Consider the following 18,360-nt stretch of genomic DNA (forward strand, 5'->3'; position numbering starts at 1 on the left):
ATCAGGATAATTTATCAATGATATCAATAATGACCTCCTGCAAGTAAGCACCATTGTAAGGACCGTACCAGTTCATGGTTTTTGTTTCGTAGGAGTCTTTTTCAAAGTATTTATCATGGGTAATATACCCGATATACCCTCCATTAAAGCTGGTTACCATCAGATTCATGCCCTTGGTTTTGGCATAGGCATCCAGTCCGGCCACGAGCTCTCCCGAAAAATCGCAGGGCATGCCTACCATAATGATATTGCCTACCCGTAATGCCTTGACAAACACGGGATATTCGCCGAAAGCTTTTTTGAATGCCCAGGGCCTGAGGACCAGGTCCATGGTAAGCCGCGGAGAAGGATTGCGCAGAGGCAGCGGCAACGTGATCGTTTCCAGGACAGCTCCCCTCGCCGGCTCCTTCACTGCCTTTTCCGAAAGCAATGCCCGCTGGACGCCGTAGGCCTGGTTTTTCATTTCGTCAAAATCGTCGGTACCCTTTTCGATCGGGGCCATGCTGCCTACTGCTCCGGCCATGTACATGGCGAAGTTGTACCTGCCTTTTTCGAGTGAATCCACCAGCACGCCGGGATAATCGCGGGAGAGCACGATATTGCCCGAATTGATAATGGTAGAATGGGCTGCGTACGAACTTAAAATGGCTTTTTTGCCGCTTATGGTTTCAAAAGCAGCCGAACGTATTTCGGGGTCAATACCGCCTTCATTTCCTACCAGCCTGTTTTTGATGTCCACCGAATCCACCGATTCCATGTAGGTGAGGGTGGCAGGTTCCAGGTTTTTCTGTGCCGCGGTGACGGCATTGAAGATGGCATCCGATAATCTTTTTACCGTAGCGTCATCATATTTACCCGAAAAGAACAAGGCTGAAATACCGGTACCCCATGCACCCACGCTGTTGTGGCTGTGGGTAGCACCGAAATACACCTGGTCAAATGGGATATTATCTTTGGTAAGTCGTGGTTTGAGGCGGCTGATGACGGTAGGCGGTATGATCAGCAGATCGGCCGCAACGATCGCTGCCTGCGTTGTTCCATTGTCGATCACCATGGCGCGCACATACACCGAGTCGTGCACGGAAGTATATTCCTTGCCTTTCCGCTTGCCGTAACCGGCCGTGGGGGTGGGAGCCGGCGGAGTAATGTTAACCTTGGCCCACCCTACTCTGAGGCTGCCGGACATATTGGAAGTATCGGCCTTTACACCCGCAATAAGCTGCTTCCATTGCCTGTAATAAGGCATTTCCTTGTACGGCGTGCGGTCCATAGTCGTTACCATGGAACCTATCGCCAGTACCAGCAGCAGCAGCAACACGCCGAGTGCTGATAACAGGATTCTGAAAAATTTCATTAAAATCTGATTTGAGGGTTTGTTTGTAAAGATAAACAGATAACCGATTACTGCACTTGCGGCCGCAGTTTTTACCAAAAAACCCGACAATGCGCTGGCAACCGTCGGGTTTGAGGTCAAAATATGGTTGATAATCAGCTTTGGCGCACGAGCTGGATGTTGGCAATGAGCTTAACATCCTCACCGATGACGAGTCCGCCGGCGTCAGTCAGCTGCATGTAGTTGAGGCCGAACTCCTGCCGGCTGATGCGCCCCTCAACTTCAAAGCCGATGCGCAGCTTACCGTCACCATCGCGCTCACTGCCGCCATACTCGGCATCGAGCTCAATGGGCTTGGTAATGCCTTTCAGTGTAAGCAAGCCCGAAAGCTTGTAATTATCGCCTTTGACTTTATGAAAATAATTCGATTGGAACGTGATATGCGGGTACTGCTCGGCATCGAAAAAGTCGGCTGAGCGAAGGTGTTCATCCCGGGTTTCCTGATTGGTGTCAATACTGTTTACATCCAGAGAAAAATGAATCTCTGCGTTTTCAAAATCGTTCATATCGGAGGTAGCACCTCCCTCGAAATTGTTGAAAGAACCTGTGATCGTGGAAATTACCAGGTGCTTGATCTTGAACTGAACATCAGAGTGAATAGGGTCTACAATCCATTTTGTAACTGCCATAGGGTTTTCAATTTAAATTCCACAAACATTTGACAAATCCTAAATCAGGATTTTGGTTGGTAAACGTGTACAATGGGGTTTTAATTCGTATAAAGGCTATATTGTTGGATGTAAAATATGGCATGCAATTTTAAGTCAGTGTATTGATTCTCATATTTATCCAAAAAACTAAATCGACTTAATACATGAAAATGAAGGGAAGAAGCATATTTACGTATGACGTGTATGCGCCCACCACAGTAACGACCATGCTCCGGCCCCGCCGGCAGGACGGACAGTCTATCATACAGGAAGGATTTAATGTAGAGCCTTCTGTATCATTTTCGGAATACACGGATTTATACGGAAATCCCTGCCAGCGGATGATCCTGCCGGTGGGTAAGGTGACGATCACGACGGAAGTACAGGCACAGGTAAACCCTACCAAACCGATTCCGGACCCCAAGCCGGGCTATATGCTCGTAGGCGACCTGCCCGACAGTGTGATGCATTATATTCTGCCGAGCCGGTATTGCCAGTCGGATTTACATGAAATTAACATGCTCGCAATGAATATTGCAGGTAATCTGACGCCGGGCTACGATCAGGTGGAGGCGATTCGCACATGGATTCATCAGAATATCAAGTACCAGTACGGTGTGACCAATGCCAGCACTACTGCACTGGACGTAGCGCGCAACCGCATTGGCGTGTGCCGTGACTTCACGCATCTGGCCATCTCATTGTGCCGTAATCTTTGCATTCCTACGCGCATGACTGTGGGCTATCTGGATCGGCTTAAAGTGATGGATCTGCATGCCTGGTTTGAGGTATACATTGGCGGAGACTGGTACACCTTTGACGCCGTACAGGAAAAAACCGACGGCTACCGCATCGAAATCGCCCACGGACGCGATGCTGCCGATGTGGCAATGGTTACCCAATATGGCAATGCAACACTGCAATCATTGCATGTGGAGGCGGAGTTGATGGAGGCGGAGGGGAATTAGGGAGAGTAAGGTGTTCTATGGGGTAGTCAGGTTTGGTCAGGTGTTGTTTGGGGTAGTCAGGTGTTGTCAGGTTTAGTCAGGTGTTGTTTTTTAAGGGGTTAGGAATAAACAAATTTTGATAAATAGACCTATTTACAATAATTCACAACACAAGCACACACAACCACATCTGTCAATACCTGACTACACCTGACTAAACCTGACCACCCCAGCCCCCTACACCACCCCCAGCTCCTTCCCTGCTTTTGTGAATGCTGCTACTGCTTTTTCCAGATGTTCCTGCTCGTGGGCGGCTGAAATCTGGACTCTGATGCGGGCTTTGTCTTTGGGAACGACGGGATAAAAGAAGCCGATCACATAAATGCCTTCATCCAGAAGCCGCGCGGCAAATTCCTGGGCGAGCTTCGCATCGTACAGCATGATCGGTACAATAGGATGTTCACCGGGCAAGATGTCGAAGCCCGCTTCCTGCATGGCTTTGCGAAAATAAGCCGTATTGGTTTCCAGCTTGTCGCGCAGGGCTGTGGATTGGGAGAGCAGGTCCAGTACCTTAATGGATGCACCCACGATGGAAGGCGCGAGGGTATTTGAAAAAAGGTAGGGACGCGAACGCTGCCGGAGTATTTCAACGATTTCTTTTTTGGCGGCCGTAAAACCACCAGATGCGCCCCCCAGCGCCTTGCCGTAGGTTCCTGTAATGATATCGATCCGCCCCATCACATTCCTGAACTCATGCGTACCCCGGCCCGTCTTGCCCAGAAATCCGGTTGCGTGGCACTCGTCAATCATCACCATGGCAGAGTTGGCCTCTGCCAGATCACAAATTTTGTCGAGCCTTGCAATGGTACCATCCATAGAGAACACGCCGTCGGTGACAATCAGGATGCGGCGGCTGCCACGGGCTTCCTGCAAACGTGCTTCTAGATCTGCCATATCATTATGCTTGTACCGGAAGCGTTTGGCCTTGCACAGGCGTATGCCGTCGATCAGCGAAGCGTGGTTGAGCTCATCGGAAATGATGGCATCCTGCTCATTGAGTAAAGGTTCAAACACTCCAGCATTGGCGTCAAATGCTGCCGCGTACAAAATACAATCTTCCATCCCCAGGAACTCAGCTGTTTTTCGTTCCAGCTCCTTGTGAATATCCTGGGTTCCGCAAATAAACCGCACCGACGACATGCCGAAGCCATGCGTTTGGATGGCTTCAATGCCTGCCTTGATCACGTCGGGATGTGATGACAAACCCAGATAATTGTTTGCACAAAAATTGAGCACTTCCCTCCCGTCTGTCTCAATACTGGCGGACTGCGGGGTGGTGATTACGCGCTCTTTTTTATATAACCCTGCCGAGCGGATCTCGTCCAGCTCGGATTGAAGGTCGGTTTTGATGGGGTACATGGTAATGACTGAATGGTTATGTGATTGAATGATTGAATAAGAGAGAGGCTCTTGTCTTGGCTTATGATAACTAGCGCTTTATGCTGAGATCCTTTTTCCTGAGTTCCCTGATCATTTCCTCTGTCATTTTGTCGAGGGTATAGGAAGGACGCCAGGACCAGTCTTTTCTGGCTATGGAATCGTCGATGTGGCTGGGCCAGGAGTCAGCGATTTTTTGCCGGAAGTCGGGGTTGTATGTGATGGTGAAGTCGGGAATAAACTTTTGGATGCTGGCAGTAATTTCCGCAGGCGAGAAGCTCATTCCGGCCAGGTTGTAGCTGGTACGCACAGTAATATCCTCCCTGGCAGCCTCCATCAGTCTTATGGTAGCGTCCATGGCGTCGCTGATATAGATCATCGGCAGGGTTGTATCTGGATTCAAAAAACATTCAAATGCCTCCCCTTTTACAGCTTTATGGTAGATATCGACGGCATAGTCAGTAGTTCCGCCGCCGGGCATAGACTGGTGCCCGATGATGCCAGGGTATCGCAGCGAGCGGATGTCCAGGCCGTATCGTTTGAAGTAGTAGTCAGACCAGTTTTCGCCGGCTGCCTTGCTGATGCCGTACACGGTGGCTGGTTCGAGGTATGCCCACTGACCCGGCTCATTTGAAATGTGGGCTCCGAACACTGCGATCGAGCTGGGATAAAATACTTTTTCCACTCCGCGCTCCCGCGCTGCTTCCAGCACATTAAAGTACGTGCCCATGTTCACCTGCCAGGTTTTCATCGGTTCCTGCTCACCTCTGGCAGAAAGAATGGCCGCAAGGTGGTATACCTGCGTGACCTTGTTTTTGGAAACGATCTGCGCCAGTGAAGCGGCATCTGTCACATCCAGCTTCTCAAAACGCCCGGCTGCTGTCTCCGGCTCTCTGATATCTGTGGCAATCACCTGATCGTCGCCGTAAATACCTCTGAGATAGCCCGTAAGCACCGAACCAATCTGACCATTGGCACCGGTTACCAGGATACATTCGCGTTTCAACTTCATAGTGACATTCCATTTAGATCTCTGGCAAATTTGACAAAACAGCCTACTAATTTCAATTTATAGGACCATTTGCAGTAAATATTACCAGACATCACCAACTCGGGAGTAAGATTTCCTGCAAAAAGATTTAACTTGATCCTATCACAGAAAATATTATTGCACCATGGAACAATTGGACAAAATCGATACCAGAATACTCCGCATTTTGCAAAAAGATGCAAAAAAAACTACCAAAGAGATTGCCACAATGCTCAACCTGACCGTGTCGCCGGTTTATGAGCGCATCCGCCGGCTGGAAAGCCTGGGTTACATTAAGCAGTACGTGGCTATTCTGGATAAAAAACTCATCAACAGGCAGGTCACTACCATTTGCCAGGTATCCATGCGGTACCACAATGAGGAATTCATCGAGAAATTCGAGCAGGAAATTCAGAAGCTGGAAGAAGTGCAGGAATGCTATCACATGGCCGGTCAGGTAGATTTTCTACTTAAAATCCACGTAGCCAGCCTCGACGACTATCACGATTTTGTCAAGTACAAACTATCCAAAATCGATAATATCGGCGTGCTCAACAGTACTTTCGTTTTGAAAGAAATCAAACACACCTCCGAGTTTTACATCTAAAAATTACGTCGGTTTACATCAAATGTAAAGGTGTGGCTGCCGCTCACGCCCGCCGGGTTCATTCCCTGCACCACCACCCGGTAATGCCCATCCTGATCGGAAGTGTAAAAGTCGACATGCGCCTTTCCGTCCGCACCGGTCGTAACACCGGGCGACCAGTATAGCAGGTTGCGGAAGTCGGGAATGCGGCTGCCGGCATTGGCGCTGTCGTACCGGGGTGCATAAAACTCCCGCTCTGCCTGTATACCGTCATACGGCATAACCGTGACACGGGGATCCAGTTCAAAACCGCCGAGATTACCCTGGTAAGTGGAGAAGCTCACAATGCCCGTGAACGTGGATAGGCCCAGGAAGTACCGGGAGCTGATGAGTTCGATTTTCTTTACCTTAAGCGGATCAAATTCAATGATTTTGCCTGCATTGAACACCGGTATACCATCCAGCAGGATCAGGGGATCGGTATTGTAAAGGGTATTCGGAATAAGCTTATCCACCATCCAGAAATGCCACTGCTTTTGCCTCCTCCTTACCAGAACACCTTTCACATACTCACGCAGCACTTCCTCCATGGTCGGGAAACGGGTGTAATCGTCCAGGAAGTACTTCTCATCAGGCATACCAAAAAACGGGAGCGAGTCGGTAAGCGTGGAGTTGCGATCGACATACTTCACGGGCATAAATGCATTGCTGGTCTGCATGTTGATTGCCCGCGTCAGTAGCTGGTTTTCCATTGTTTTATCAAAAACAAAAGGAGGAACCTTACGATCTGAAAATTGCCTCGGGAATGGGCTTGTGAATTCAAAGCGGTAAAGTGAATCCCTGCTCAGATTGGTTTGCAGCGTGATTTCCTTGGGTCCGGTAAACTTACGCACCTCAAACATCAGATTGCCTTTCGGATCGCTGTGCGCCACATACAACCGCGCAGGCACATCGAGCGAGGCCAGGAAAGCTTCCACGCCTTTGGCAGGCGTACTGTCATTTTTGTTCAGCAGTTTTGCAAAAATAAAATGACCGTCGTACTCGGGTAAGTAGTCAAATGCAAGCGGCTTGTTGGAGAAAACCTGCTCCCATTTAAACCGCCTCCAACCATGCGTCAGCATCAGGTTATCGAGCTGGCGGTCTTTTTCAGATGAAGGATTTTCAAAGTAGTAGCCGGGATCCTCGACGGTACCTTTCAGGTCGGAACTAAGCCAGAAATAGCTGGAAATATCCTGCTGTGGCCTGGCCTGTATGGAATCTTCCCTGAAAATGGAAATGGAGAGATCAGTCAGCGGAGCCGGTGCATTACCGAGTGCAGCCGTGAGTTCAAGGCTGACTTTTTCCCGCGTAATGTAATTTTTACTGCTCGTAGCCGACACCTGCAGGCGCTGAGTGGGGCGCTTGAAATACAACCTTTCACAAATGGGCCTGAGCTTTTCATTGAAGACGGTGATCTGCGAAATACCTTCACCCAGCTGAGATTTATCAATCTGAAAAGTAACAGAACCTTTCCTCCAGACCTTCTTGTCGGCCAGTACATTTCCCTGCCGGGTGTGGCTGAGGAGGTAAACCGTGGAGGGCTCATCTTCATCTTCGCGCTTGCCGGATACTACCACATCCATCATGGTACCCTGCCCTTCCCGCAGCCGCATTACATAACCCACCATTTCCGCAGCAGGAAATTCGTAGGCAGACCATTGTCCCCGCTTGTTTCTGACCGCAGCCTTGTACTGTTCATCTTTTTCAGGGGTAAAAACAAAAAAACCGATGCCGCTGCGCTCCGGCGTGAACCTGGCAACCGTATCATTGCGGCTATTAACCAGTGCCCCCTGGAAGGTAAGCCCTTTCCCGTCGGGCCCTATCGCCCTGAATGCCACTTTGCTTTCAATACCCTGTACCAGGTGCCCGCCTTCCGGGAAAAACTGGACATCGTAACCTTCATCTGCAACTTCCTCCGTGCCGGGATCAAAGCGTACAAACGGATTAACAATTGTGACGGGTGTTTCGAAAAAGTAGTCGGGACCTGCATTTTTCATCCAGCTGGTGTAGCAGCGCACCTTGTAACTTCCGCTGATTACGCCCGCAGGAATAAGGAGGGTACCATTTCCCTTGCCGGCAGCAATGGAAAATTTTGTTTGTGCTACTGCATTGTTATCCTGGTCAAGTACTTCCAGGTACCCTACTTTACTGAGGTCGAGTGGCAGATGTGTGTTTCCATCCAGGTTGTAGGCTTTAAACCAGATCGTCTCACCGATAAGATACAGGGTACGATCCAGGTGGACGTACATCTTTTCCTGCACCGACTTTTCCCTGAAAAGATCAAACCGCTGCCGGATTGACCGGATCATTGCATCTTCCTGCGCGGTGACGAAGAGTGGCAGACTAGCAAAAAAAACGACAATGCTAATGAATGTTCTGGTTTTCATACGAATGTGTGGCTATCTGTCCCAGTACGAAGGCTTGTTGGTGGTACCGCCCTGCAGGCGGCAGTCGGCGCAGTCCGGCGTGGTTGCAAGTACAAAGTCCGAGCGCGGTCCGTAGTAATTCAGTAATAATTTGGCCGTTTTAGCTGCACATTCCACATCCGTTGCAGGTGTGCATAAAACAGGTAATGTGTCAGGCAGCGCACATCTGGGAAAATTGCCCAGTCCTGGGGAAACCGTAAGTCGCTTCTGATCTTCGGTACCCGCCCGGAAATAGCCGAAAACCAGGTCCTGAGGATCCGACGTATTCTGAAAGTTTCCTGTGACCTGACCGGGCTGCGGATCAAAAAGCCCGCCGGTGATCTGTGTCGATTTAGAGAGGCTTGTCCAATACTCAAACTCCGGCCGCGAGAGTGCATACTGTTTTACCAGAATACTATAACGGGAATACAGCTTGTTGGTGGAAACAGGCACCTTAATCAGTGGCAGGTCCCGGATGATGTCGGCACTCAGCTTTACAGTACTTCCCAGCGATATCCCTCCTGAAGGCATGGTACGCCAGCACCGGCTGATCTGCTGCCGGCGGGTCACTACCTGACTGTCTACAACTTCCAGGTTGGAGGCATAGGCGGTAAAGTACTCCCACGTTTCTTCAAATTTCCAGCGGTAAAACTGTGTTTTGTTTTGTGCGTCGTGCGTGTTGACATAAAAGACCATTGCATCCTGATTGGGATCGTACTTGTAGGTAACACTGTCAATCGCAGGCGTTTGGGTCACGTCTACAAACTCCGACAAGTATTCCAGGTCTGCGCCCAGGCTGACACGGAGCCGGTACCTCGTGGAGCGGTTAAAAGGGTACGGCGGCAGGATGTACTCGCCGCTGCCGGTTTCTGTAAAGTTGTACGACTCGCCGGTTTCGCTTTCGGCCACAATCGCTGCTCCAGCCACCACGGCAGGGAATGTATTTACATTCACATTTTGCGTCCTCCTCAATGTGATCTTGCTGCTGTCATTACCTACATTGAGAAAACCGTCCACCACCAGGTAGCCCTGGTCGGAATTTACTTCGGGTGGCGAGAAGGGCTCAATGCAGCTGTCAAGCGCAAGTATCAGCGCAAAAAAGCTGATTTTCAACAACCAGTATTTCATATCTGCATTACGTTAAAATCTGAAATTGTAAGTAACCGTGGGGATCGGCTGACCAAAAATAGACAGCTGGTACCCGTTCACACGCCCGCCAACGGTTTGGAAATACACTGATGTAGGGTTTTTTCGTCCCCAGAGATTGTATACCGCCAGCGTCCATGAACTATGGGCGAGCTTCCTGATCTTGTGATTGCCCTCTATATTCATAGACAGGTCCGTCCGGTAATAATCAGGTATCCTGAACTGATTACGATCAGCATAATACACGCGCTGGGCGCCATCAATCATATACTTCCCGACAGGCGGCGTATAGGGGCGGCCTGTGCTGTATGTGAAGTTGAGCGATAAGCTAAAACGGTGTGAAAGACGATAATTGGAAATGAGGGTGAAATCGTGCGGCTTGTCGTAGTTACTCGGATAAAATGCCCCGTGATTGGGCGCGTCGGGCGAGTCGCGGTCTATGGCCCGGAGCAGCGTGCGGGCATAGGTATAAGCCAGCCAGCCATTGAGTTTTCCGCTCATTTTTTTAACCATAAATTCCACCCCGTAAGCCTTGGCCTTGGTATTGATCACGGCGGCCTCAATGTTGTGATTCATAATGAGCGAGTCGCCGCCTTTATAGTCGAGGAAGTTGCGGATGTTTTTGTAATAACCTTCGAGTGAAACCTCAATTTTGTTACCCCTGAAATTCCTGTAAAAACCCAGTGAAAACTGGTCCCCTATCTGCGGCTTGATGTAGCTGTCGCTCAGCTTCCAGATATCCGTCGGAGAAATGGTCATCGTATTGGTAAGCAGGTGGATATACTGCCGCAAACTGTTGTAGCTCGCTTTCATAGACAGGTTATCGAAAATGCTGTACCGCACAGACGCCCTGTATTCCGGACCGCCATACCCTTTTATCTTTTTGCCCGATCCGTAATGCTGCACGCCTTCCTGGTAAATGTAATCGACAGGAAGCCCGGGCAGGTAGGTGTTCACATTCCTGGGACCAAGATATTGGTAAAAAGAATAGCGGATACCGGCTGTAATGGACAGTCTCGGACTTACTTCAAACTTATCCTCTATGTACAATGCATTTTCCATGGCCTGCTCCGCCTCCAGGGTATCCGGCACGATCAGCGACTCAGTGCTGGTAGGTGTAAATTTGCCGGGATGCAGCTTGTAGTACAATGCACTTGCGCCAAAGTCAAGCGTATGTTTCGGGTGCAATGCATAGCTGAGATCGGCCTTGAAGTTGGATTGGTTGATGTCAAATTTCAGGTCAAATGAATTCAGCGGCAATCCCTTTGCTTCCATGGTGTACTGGTACTTGCTGTGCGAAACCGTAAATACACTGTACAGCCTGTTGTTGAATGTATGCTTCCATTTCAGGGAGCCAAGCTGATTCTGATAGGTGTAAAGCGTATCGCCATAAAGCCTGAACCGGTCGTCGCTGATATATCCGGTCAGAAAAAGACTGTTTTTTTCATTGATCTCGTGACTGATATGCAGGTTGACGTCATAAAAGGAAGCGGAACTCTGGTTATAATTTTCATTATCCAGTGTCCTGATCAGCCAGTTGGAGTAGGTAGAACGTCCTCCCAGCAAAAATGACGTTTTGTCCTTTACAAGCGGACCTTCGAGCGTAAGCCTTCCGGTAACCAGCCCTGCACCACCAGAGGCTACAAATTTCTTCTTATTGCCGTCCCGGCTGTTGATATCAAGCACCGATGCCAGCCTTCCGCCGAATTTGGCCGGGATCGCGCTCTTGAATAATTCAACGTCTTTCAGTACATCCGGATTGAAAGCCGAGAAAAAGCCGAACAAATGGGAAGGATTATAAATGGTAGCATCATTATAGAGGATCAGGTTCTGGTCTGTAGAACCTCCGCGTACATTGAGCCCGGTACTGTTCTCTCCCACTGACTTCACGCCCGGCAGCGTCATAATGGTGCGAAGCAGATCGGTTTCACCAAAAACCGTAGGTACCTGTTTCAGATTTTTGATGGTCAGTTTTACGGTCCCCATCTGTGTACCCACTACATTCCTGTCCATTCCGGCCTTCACGGATACCTCTTTCAATGCAATAACGCTTTCGCGCATTTCAATGTCCAGCTTACCGTCTGAGTACAGCACCACCTGCCGCTGCGTTTCGCGCATGCCGGTACTTTTTACCCGCAATATCTGCTTGCCCCGCGGAATGGTGATGGAAAAGTACCCGAGTGCGTCCGTGGTAATACCAATGTTAGGTTTATCTATAAAAACGGCTGCACCTATCACCGGCTCGCCCGTGGCTGCATTGCGGACATACCCTGTGATGGTACTGTTGCCAGGCACAATGCGGTGTTTCCTGATTCCGATTTCATGCACCTTGCTTTCGGCAGTGGAGAGCAGTTTTTCCTTGGCGTCATTCTCCGCTCCGGCATATACGACGTTTTCGTCTGTGACGGCGTCGGGCTCAAAAAGCCTGGGGGGAAGCTGGGTGATAATGCGCTGGCCCTGGGTAATGTAAATGCGTTTTTGCAGATCGATGGAATACTCAAACTCGGAGCCTCTGAAAACCTGGTCAAGAACTTCCCTCACACTCAGGTTTTTTACATCAAGATCAAGGGTAAGACTGTCAAACCGGGTTGCATCGTAGTAAAAATAGTATCCGGTTTGCGACTCCATTTGTTTTACAAAGTCACCAAACCGCGCGGAGTCCAGGCGCATGGTTATCTTCTTCTCCGCTGTGCCCTGGGCAGCAGCAGTCAGTGAAAATAACAGAAAGCAAAAGAGGGGTAGCAGTTTTCTCATGGTCTGGCTGTTTTGTCGTAGGCTGTGGCCAGGCTGATAATCGCCATTTCCCGGTCTCTACGGAACCTTAGGTTTTTCTCACGCAAAGTCCGCCGGAAATCCCTTTTATGTTCAGGAAACAAGGCGAAGAATGATTTCCTGGAATGCACGGGATGGTAGGTACTGTCTTTCCGGACATAATAGAAATTTTTGGGCGGAAAAAGTGCTATGACACGCTTATCCTGTATTTTCTCCTGTCTCGATTTAGAGCGACGCGCAATAGCCTGCGTTTTTCCCTCATACAGTAAATCATAAAAGCCGCTGCGCATGGATGCATTAACATCCTTGCCCGACTCCATTCTTTTAAAGTGATGATCCAGAAGCCAGAAATTCGCGACCTTCTCTGACTGAAGCAAAAGGTGATCACCGTACACATGCCGGATAACCAGCTCGTCGCGAACGATGTCGTACAGCATGGGAATACTGTCAAAAGCCTGACCGTCGTACATGATCACACCATTCCGCCACTTGCTCTGCTGGAAAAACTGATGCTCGTCGTTCCGGGCATCGTACAGATAGTACTGCCGCCCATTGTACAGGTTTTGTGTCTGGGCGGTGGCTGTTTTATAAAGAGAAATGGGGTATGCTGCCGGATTAACCGCAGATACACGGATGTCGCTGTCCTGGGCAAACAAATTCCCGGAGAGGCCGATGCAGAAAAAAAAGACAATGGTATTAATGCGCATGGAGTGCGATTAAAGTTTACAATACTTCTCAAATTTGTCTGTTTTCCGGTTCGGGGCGCGGGAATGTATACCCAAAGTTGTAATCGCGGGTTACTTACTTTGTACGCTTCCTATTTTTTTCCGGGATTTATTTACCGGAATTCGGCGGATGATTGAAATATAAATATTTTACACATCAAATTGCAGCTCCTGCCTGTTTTTGGGATAAATAACTGCACTTTTCCTGGTTTTCTTTTCACTTTTCAAAATATCATGAAGATACTAATTACCGGCGGTGCCGGCTTTGTAGGGTCATCTCTGGCTATTTCATTGAAAGCTAACTACCCCGGCTACGAGGTATTTGCATTGGATAATCTTAAACGCCGCGGGTCGGAGCTCAATTTGCCCCGCCTGAAAAAGAGCGGAGTGGAGTTTGTACATGGCGACATCCGCAGCAAAGAGGACTTTGACGGCATCCCGGCGGTGGATATGGTCATAGAAGCCTCCGCGGAGCCTTCGGTACTGGCAGGGCTGGATGGCACGCCGGACTACCTGATTAATACCAATCTCGTGGGTACGATCAACTGTCTGAACTTTGCACTGAAGCACAAAGCGGGTTTTTTGTTTCTTTCAACCAGCCGTGTTTACCCGATCAAAACCATTGAGACACTCAACTTTATTGAGGAAGATACCCGGTTTGCACTGGCCGACGAACAACCGGTGCCGGGTGCTTCGTCCAGGGGTATTGCCGAAGACTTCCCACTGACCGGCGCCCGCTCGCTGTATGGGACTACCAAACTTGCCTCGGAGTTGATCATTCAGGAATACAATGAATTTTACAATCTGAAAACCGTCATTAACCGCTGCGGCGTACTCACGGGCCCGTGGCAGATGGGTAAGGTTGACCAGGGTGTGATGGTACTTTGGATTGCAAAACATTACTTCGAGCAGCAGCTCGGCTACTTTGGCTATGGTGGAACGGGCAAGCAGATACGCGACATGCTCCACGTAGCCGACCTGTACCGGCTGATCGACTGGCAACTTCATCATCTCGACCAGGTAAACGGAGAAATACTCAATGCAGGGGGCGGACTTGAAAGCAGTGCATCTTTGCAGGAGCTCACGAAAATCTGTCAGGAAGTCACCGGAAAAACCATCCCGATTAAAGTAGTACCCGAAAACCGGACAGCTGATATCCGCCTGTATGTTACTGACAACACCCGCGTAACCCAGCTCACCGGCTGGAAACCTGAAATCGGCATCCGCCAGATCGTAGAAGAAATCGCCGCCTGGCTCCAAGAAAATGAAGCTGATCTGGCGCCGATACTGAAGTAAGGCATTGATCCATTAAATCACTAATTAACATGGTCCTAACCGAATGCCCCCGCGACGCCTGGCAGGGCTTTCATGCATTTATTCCAACAGCCGATAAGGTCCGGTACCTGAACCAGTTGCTGCAGGTTGGATTTGATATGATTGATTTCGGAAGCTTTGTGTCGCCCAAAGTAGTTGCACAAGTGCGGGACACGGCTGAGATTGCAGATGCACTGGACATGGCAGGATCCGGAAGTTGCCTTCTGGCGATCGTAGCGAATGAGCGGGGTGCGCGGGAAGCCTGTGCATTCAGGCAGATCACGCATGTAGGTTACCCGTTTTCCGTCTCTGAGACTTTTCAGAAATTGAATACAAATGCAGGCATAGCAGCATCCCTGCAACAAGTGGAAAGCATTGCAGCAATCTGTCAGGCGGCAGGAAAGGAGCTGGTAATTTATATTTCAATGGGATTTGGTAACCCCTACGGAGATATCTGGCATCCTGAACTGGTGCTACAGTGGATTGACCGGCTTTCTGTTTTTCATGTAAAAATATTTTCTCTGGCCGATACAGTCGGTGTAGCCAGGGAGGAGGATATCCGCTACTTGTTTACAAACCTGATCAGTTCACGACCCGGAATTGCATTCGGAGCGCATTTTCATTCCACACCATTAAACTGGAAATCAAAGCTGGAAGCTGCTTACCAGGCTGGGTGCAGGCGTTTTGATGGTGCATTGCTGGGATACGGAGGGTGTCCCATGGCTCAAGACGAGCTGGTCGGAAATATGGCAACAGAAAACCTGGTTGCATTTGCAAAGGAACGGGGCGAGCTGCTCAGCCTGGACCTGACCAGACTGGAAGCAGCACGAAGCATGTTCAGGGAGCTGGTTGCAGCATAGCAACAAACAAAAAAGGTGTGGTTTCCCACACCTTTTTTTCATGCAAATTTTCTTTTTACAAATGACAGCAGTGTCGTCACTGCCTCGCCATTCACATCCCATGCATACTTGGACGCATAGCGGTGCCAGATCAGATTTTGGGCTTCCTCATAACTTTTGACGGCATCCAGCTCGTAAATGGCCTTGTCAAAGTGCTCAGTATTTTTATTAAAAAGCTGATTGATGAACATAAACCGCTGCCCCAATGGAATCGCGCTGGCCAGGTTTTCTACACGCATGGGTACTTTGGCATAGGCATCCTCCTCTTTGGCCTTCGGCAGCTCTACCTTAAAGCGGCTGTTCAGCGTATCACGTTCGTAGGTGTTGGCTCTTGGCGGTACTTCACTTGCTACGGCAGTACCGGCTTCTGTGCGGAATTTATTGACGGGCGGGGCAGCTACGGCATCAGCCTCACTGAATGCACTGTCAAAAAACGATTTTGATTCCTGTTTTTCGACCGGCGGCACAGACTTGCCGGCCTCAGTTCCCTGGATCTCCGCAAGGTTCACGGGAAATATATCTGAGAATTCAATCAGGATTGTTTCGGTATCGTCCAGCAGCTCCGGATTGTTTTTGAGTTCATATACCCAGCCCACAGCCTGCGTCTGATATACCGCATCCGAGCCGCTGTCAGACAGGCGGGCGAGCAGTGCTTCGGCCATAGGTTTGTGGATGTGCGTGTATTTGACCAGCTGTTCAGCACTGCCCGTAGTAAATTCCACATCTCCGCTCCTGATCTTTTCTTCAAAGTATTGCTGGGGAGTGAGCAGGAGAACAAGCGATTCTTTCACCGATGCCGACAGCAGTGGTTCCAGGTCTGACCGCCTCACGGCAATGTGCTGTGAAGCAGTGTTCATAAAAGCCTGCAACGCTTCCTTTACCTCTTCATTGGAGAAGTCAAAATAAACGCTTCTGAATGCCTCAGCATTCTGCTTCCACTCTTCAAAAAGCCTGTTCAAAATACCCAGGTTAACCTGCCGGACTGGTGTCAGTTTCAGCAGACCGGCGCCGGTTACAATATCATCCGAGCGGTAAACTTCGTTCAGGACGGTGGTTGTAAACCGGGTAGCATACTGGTTAAGCGCGTTTGAATTCAAAATATCCGGCATAACGAAGATGAGCTTTTGTCAGCAATTGTGTTTGAGAAAAATGTGTTTGATTTGTAAATATATATAAAATAGGCATTAAGCCTGACTGCTCAACACCAAACATGTTTGTAGAACCATCGCACCAAAGAGGAAGCCAGAATATCAGAAACGGGTGGATCGAAGTAATCTGCGGATCTATGTTTTCCGGTAAAACCGAAGAACTGATCCGCCGGCTCAACAGGGCAAAAATCGCGAAGCAGAAAGTTCAGATTTTCAAGCCAGCTTTGGATAAACGCTACCACGCTGAGAACATTGTTTCGCATAATGACAATTCAATTTCGTCTATCCCGGTGGTTTCGGCTTCCGAAATAGGTCAGCTGGCAGGCAACTGTGAGGTCGTGGGGCTGGATGAAGCGCAGTTTTTTGACGAATCCGTAGTCGCCGTATGTGACGAACTGGCAAATGCAGGAAAGCGTGTGATCGTAGCAGGGCTGGATATGGATTATCTGGGTAAACCTTTCGGGTGTATGCCGCAGTTGATGGCTATTGCGGAATATGTAACCAAGGTGCATGCGATATGCATGGTTTGTGGAGAGGTGGCTTCTCATTCGTACCGCCTTTCACCTTCGAGCGAGCGAGTACTGCTGGGCGAGACAGACTTGTACGAAGCCCGGTGCCGGAGGTGCTTTAACCTGGGAGAAGCTGCATATCATTCATTGTAGTATTTAGTTTAAACAAAAAAAGAAGGCTGCCCTACCGGACAGCCTTCTTCTATATATCGCAATGCTAGCGTCTAGGCACTCACCTGGTTCATCACTTCGGTTTGTTTCCGGATGGATTCCATATGCACCAGCTTGAACAGTTCGTCCACAAGGTTTGCATACAGGTTCATGCTTTTGCCCCAACCCGCGCGTGTTTCCAAAACTTCACGGAAACGGTCTACCTGGTAAGCAGCTACATTATTATCTCTTTTATATTCCGCAAGTTTCTCAACCAGTGACATACGTGCAGCCAATGTTTCAAGCAGTTCACGGTCCAGGTTATCGATTTTGCCACGGATAATTTCCAGCTGTGACTGGTAATCACTTCCGTATGACTCTTTACGAACATGCAGGTCGTGCAACATTTGTCCCAAAGAGGCAGGTGTAAGCTGCTGTGCCGCATCAGACCATGCTTTGTCCGGATCACGGTGCGATTCGATGATCAACCCGTCGTAATGCAAATCAAGCGCACGCTGTGCCAGCTCGTACAAGTATGCACGCTTACCCGCCATGTGGCTGGGATCGCCTATTACCGGAAGCTCAGGGAATAATGTTTTCAGCTCGATAGCGATGTTCCACATCGGGGAGTTACGGAACTTCGTTTCCTGCGCATTTGAAAATCCACGGTGAATTGCACCGAGTTTTTTGACGCCAGCCTGGTTCAAACGTTCCAGTGCACCGATCCATAGTTGGAGATCAGGATTCACAGGATTTTTGACCAATACGGGAACATCAATGCCTTTCAGTGCGTCGGCCAGTTCCTGTACATTGAAGGGGTTAACCGTTGTACGGGCACCTACCCACAGGATATCAACACCATATTTCAATGCAAGCTCAATGTGCTGGGGCGTAGCCACTTCAACAGCAACCGGCAGACCGGTTTCTTTTTTTACCTGCTGAAGCCACGGCAATGCAGCTTCTCCCATTCCTTCGAAGCTTCCCGGCCGGGTTCTCGGTTTCCAAATGCCCGCGCGGATCACATGGGCAAATCCTTCTTCCCTGATCTGGCTTGCGGTTTCTAACATTTGTTCCTCGGTCTCTGCGCTGCAAGGCCCGGCGATTACCAGCGGCTTACCCCCGGTATTGATCCAACTGCTTAACGGAAGGATATCTAAAGAAGCGTTCATATTCAAAAACTTGTCCTTGATAATAATTGATAACTAATAAT

At 49.4% G+C, this 18,360-nt stretch carries 15 protein-coding genes; 5 read left to right on the top strand and 10 right to left on the bottom strand.

The genetic code is table 11. The annotated features are described in order from the left end of the window. Position 1: 1 nt before the first annotated feature. Together HWI92_RS15740 and HWI92_RS15745 are read right to left on the bottom strand one after the other, a co-directional pair. Positions 2-1,354, bottom strand: a complete 1,353-nt coding sequence (locus tag HWI92_RS15740) for a neutral/alkaline non-lysosomal ceramidase N-terminal domain-containing protein (protein WP_204657032.1) — start codon at positions 1,352-1,354, stop codon at positions 2-4. Between the two features lie 134 nt (positions 1,355-1,488). Continuing rightward, complete coding sequence (locus tag HWI92_RS15745; protein WP_204657034.1) at positions 1,489-2,022, bottom strand: YceI family protein; 534 nt, start codon at positions 2,020-2,022, stop codon at positions 1,489-1,491. Positions 2,023-2,207: 185 nt separating this feature from the next. On the opposite strand from HWI92_RS15745, the gene HWI92_RS15750 reads away from it, so the two are divergent. Further along, positions 2,208-3,011, top strand: coding sequence for a transglutaminase domain-containing protein (locus HWI92_RS15750; protein ID WP_204657043.1), 804 nt, complete (start codon positions 2,208-2,210; stop codon positions 3,009-3,011). A gap of 216 nt (positions 3,012-3,227) precedes the next feature. On the opposite strand, the gene kbl is transcribed toward HWI92_RS15750, so the two are convergent. Together kbl and HWI92_RS15760 are read right to left on the bottom strand one after the other, a co-directional pair. After that, positions 3,228-4,409, bottom strand: a complete 1,182-nt coding sequence (gene kbl / locus HWI92_RS15755) for a glycine C-acetyltransferase (RefSeq protein ID WP_204657045.1) — start codon at positions 4,407-4,409, stop codon at positions 3,228-3,230. A 70-nt stretch (positions 4,410-4,479) separates the two neighbouring features. Continuing rightward, complete coding sequence (locus tag HWI92_RS15760; protein WP_374757878.1) at positions 4,480-5,439, bottom strand: NAD-dependent epimerase/dehydratase family protein; 960 nt, start codon at positions 5,437-5,439, stop codon at positions 4,480-4,482. Positions 5,440-5,602: 163 nt separating this feature from the next. Between HWI92_RS15760 and HWI92_RS15765 the strand changes: the two genes are divergently transcribed. After that, complete coding sequence (locus HWI92_RS15765) at positions 5,603-6,064, top strand: Lrp/AsnC family transcriptional regulator (RefSeq protein WP_204657047.1); 462 nt, start codon at positions 5,603-5,605, stop codon at positions 6,062-6,064. Here the strand turns inward: HWI92_RS15765 and HWI92_RS15770 are convergent. The 4 genes from HWI92_RS15770 to HWI92_RS15785 are packed head-to-tail and all read right to left on the bottom strand — an operon-like array spanning position 6,061 to position 13,112. Continuing rightward, positions 6,061-8,469: a hypothetical protein gene (locus HWI92_RS15770; protein WP_204657049.1), complete on the bottom strand. Its 2,409-nt coding sequence runs from the start codon at positions 8,467-8,469 to the stop codon at positions 6,061-6,063. The two genes, HWI92_RS15765 and HWI92_RS15770, sit on opposite strands and share 4 nt — an antisense overlap. A 12-nt stretch (positions 8,470-8,481) precedes the next feature. Then, positions 8,482-9,615 carry a DUF4249 domain-containing protein gene (locus HWI92_RS15775; protein WP_204657051.1) on the bottom strand — a complete coding sequence of 378 codons (1,134 nt, stop codon included), beginning with the start codon at positions 9,613-9,615 and terminating at the stop codon, positions 8,482-8,484. A gap of 12 nt (positions 9,616-9,627) precedes the next feature. Continuing rightward, a complete protein-coding gene (locus HWI92_RS15780) occupies positions 9,628-12,387 on the bottom strand; it encodes a TonB-dependent receptor (RefSeq protein ID WP_204657053.1) in 2,760 nt (919 codons plus the stop codon). Then, positions 12,384-13,112 (bottom strand): hypothetical protein, encoded by a 729-nt coding sequence (locus HWI92_RS15785; RefSeq protein ID WP_229248113.1) that lies wholly within the window; start codon positions 13,110-13,112, stop codon positions 12,384-12,386. The genes HWI92_RS15780 and HWI92_RS15785 overlap by 4 nt, the downstream gene beginning before the upstream one ends. 252 nt (positions 13,113-13,364) lie before the next feature. On the opposite strand from HWI92_RS15785, the gene HWI92_RS15790 reads away from it, so the two are divergent. Then, complete coding sequence (locus HWI92_RS15790) at positions 13,365-14,426, top strand: NAD-dependent epimerase/dehydratase family protein (RefSeq protein WP_204657055.1); 1,062 nt, start codon at positions 13,365-13,367, stop codon at positions 14,424-14,426. A 29-nt stretch (positions 14,427-14,455) separates the two neighbouring features. Continuing rightward, complete coding sequence (locus HWI92_RS15795; protein WP_204657057.1) at positions 14,456-15,304, top strand: hydroxymethylglutaryl-CoA lyase-like TIM-barrel protein; 849 nt, start codon at positions 14,456-14,458, stop codon at positions 15,302-15,304. 38 nt (positions 15,305-15,342) lie between these two features. On the opposite strand, the gene HWI92_RS15800 is transcribed toward HWI92_RS15795, so the two are convergent. Further along, complete coding sequence (locus HWI92_RS15800; protein ID WP_204657059.1) at positions 15,343-16,452, bottom strand: DUF8457 domain-containing protein; 1,110 nt, start codon at positions 16,450-16,452, stop codon at positions 15,343-15,345. A 101-nt stretch (positions 16,453-16,553) separates the two neighbouring features. Here HWI92_RS15800 and HWI92_RS15805 point away from each other — a divergent pair, with 101 nt between their 5' ends. Beyond that, positions 16,554-17,153, top strand: a complete 600-nt coding sequence (locus HWI92_RS15805) for a thymidine kinase (protein ID WP_204657061.1) — start codon at positions 16,554-16,556, stop codon at positions 17,151-17,153. 71 nt (positions 17,154-17,224) lie between these two features. Here HWI92_RS15805 and HWI92_RS15810 read toward each other — a convergent pair whose 3' ends face one another. Beyond that, positions 17,225-18,319, bottom strand: a complete 1,095-nt coding sequence (locus HWI92_RS15810; RefSeq protein WP_204657063.1) for a chorismate mutase — start codon at positions 18,317-18,319, stop codon at positions 17,225-17,227. Positions 18,320-18,360: the final 41 nt, after the last annotated feature.

It is taken from the genome of Dyadobacter sandarakinus (assembly GCF_016894445.1).
Classification (GTDB): Bacteria; Bacteroidota; Bacteroidia; order Cytophagales; family Spirosomataceae; genus Dyadobacter; species Dyadobacter sandarakinus.

What these genes read in the sequence shown, in the direction of transcription:
- HWI92_RS15760 (WP_374757878.1), bottom strand. Translation starts at nt 5,439, where the DNA reads ATGAAGTTGAAACGCGAATGTATCCTGGTAACCGGTGCCAATGGTCAG.
- HWI92_RS15750 (WP_204657043.1), top strand. Translation starts at nt 2,208, where the DNA reads ATGAAAATGAAGGGAAGAAGCATATTTACGTATGACGTGTATGCGCCC.
- HWI92_RS15775 (WP_204657051.1), bottom strand. Translation starts at nt 9,615, where the DNA reads ATGAAATACTGGTTGTTGAAAATCAGCTTTTTTGCGCTGATACTTGCG.
- kbl (WP_204657045.1), bottom strand. Translation starts at nt 4,409, where the DNA reads ATGTACCCCATCAAAACCGACCTTCAATCCGAGCTGGACGAGATCCGC.
- HWI92_RS15740 (WP_204657032.1), bottom strand. Translation starts at nt 1,354, where the DNA reads ATGAAATTTTTCAGAATCCTGTTATCAGCACTCGGCGTGTTGCTGCTG.
- HWI92_RS15745 (WP_204657034.1), bottom strand. Translation starts at nt 2,022, where the DNA reads ATGGCAGTTACAAAATGGATTGTAGACCCTATTCACTCTGATGTTCAG.
- HWI92_RS15785 (WP_229248113.1), bottom strand. Translation starts at nt 13,112, where the DNA reads ATGCGCATTAATACCATTGTCTTTTTTTTCTGCATCGGCCTCTCCGGG.
- HWI92_RS15805 (WP_204657061.1), top strand. Translation starts at nt 16,554, where the DNA reads ATGTTTGTAGAACCATCGCACCAAAGAGGAAGCCAGAATATCAGAAAC.
- HWI92_RS15800 (WP_204657059.1), bottom strand. Translation starts at nt 16,452, where the DNA reads ATGCCGGATATTTTGAATTCAAACGCGCTTAACCAGTATGCTACCCGG.
- HWI92_RS15790 (WP_204657055.1), top strand. Translation starts at nt 13,365, where the DNA reads ATGAAGATACTAATTACCGGCGGTGCCGGCTTTGTAGGGTCATCTCTG.
- HWI92_RS15770 (WP_204657049.1), bottom strand. Translation starts at nt 8,469, where the DNA reads ATGAAAACCAGAACATTCATTAGCATTGTCGTTTTTTTTGCTAGTCTG.
- HWI92_RS15795 (WP_204657057.1), top strand. Translation starts at nt 14,456, where the DNA reads ATGGTCCTAACCGAATGCCCCCGCGACGCCTGGCAGGGCTTTCATGCA.
- HWI92_RS15780 (WP_204657053.1), bottom strand. Translation starts at nt 12,387, where the DNA reads ATGAGAAAACTGCTACCCCTCTTTTGCTTTCTGTTATTTTCACTGACT.
- HWI92_RS15810 (WP_204657063.1), bottom strand. Translation starts at nt 18,319, where the DNA reads ATGAACGCTTCTTTAGATATCCTTCCGTTAAGCAGTTGGATCAATACC.
- HWI92_RS15765 (WP_204657047.1), top strand. Translation starts at nt 5,603, where the DNA reads ATGGAACAATTGGACAAAATCGATACCAGAATACTCCGCATTTTGCAA.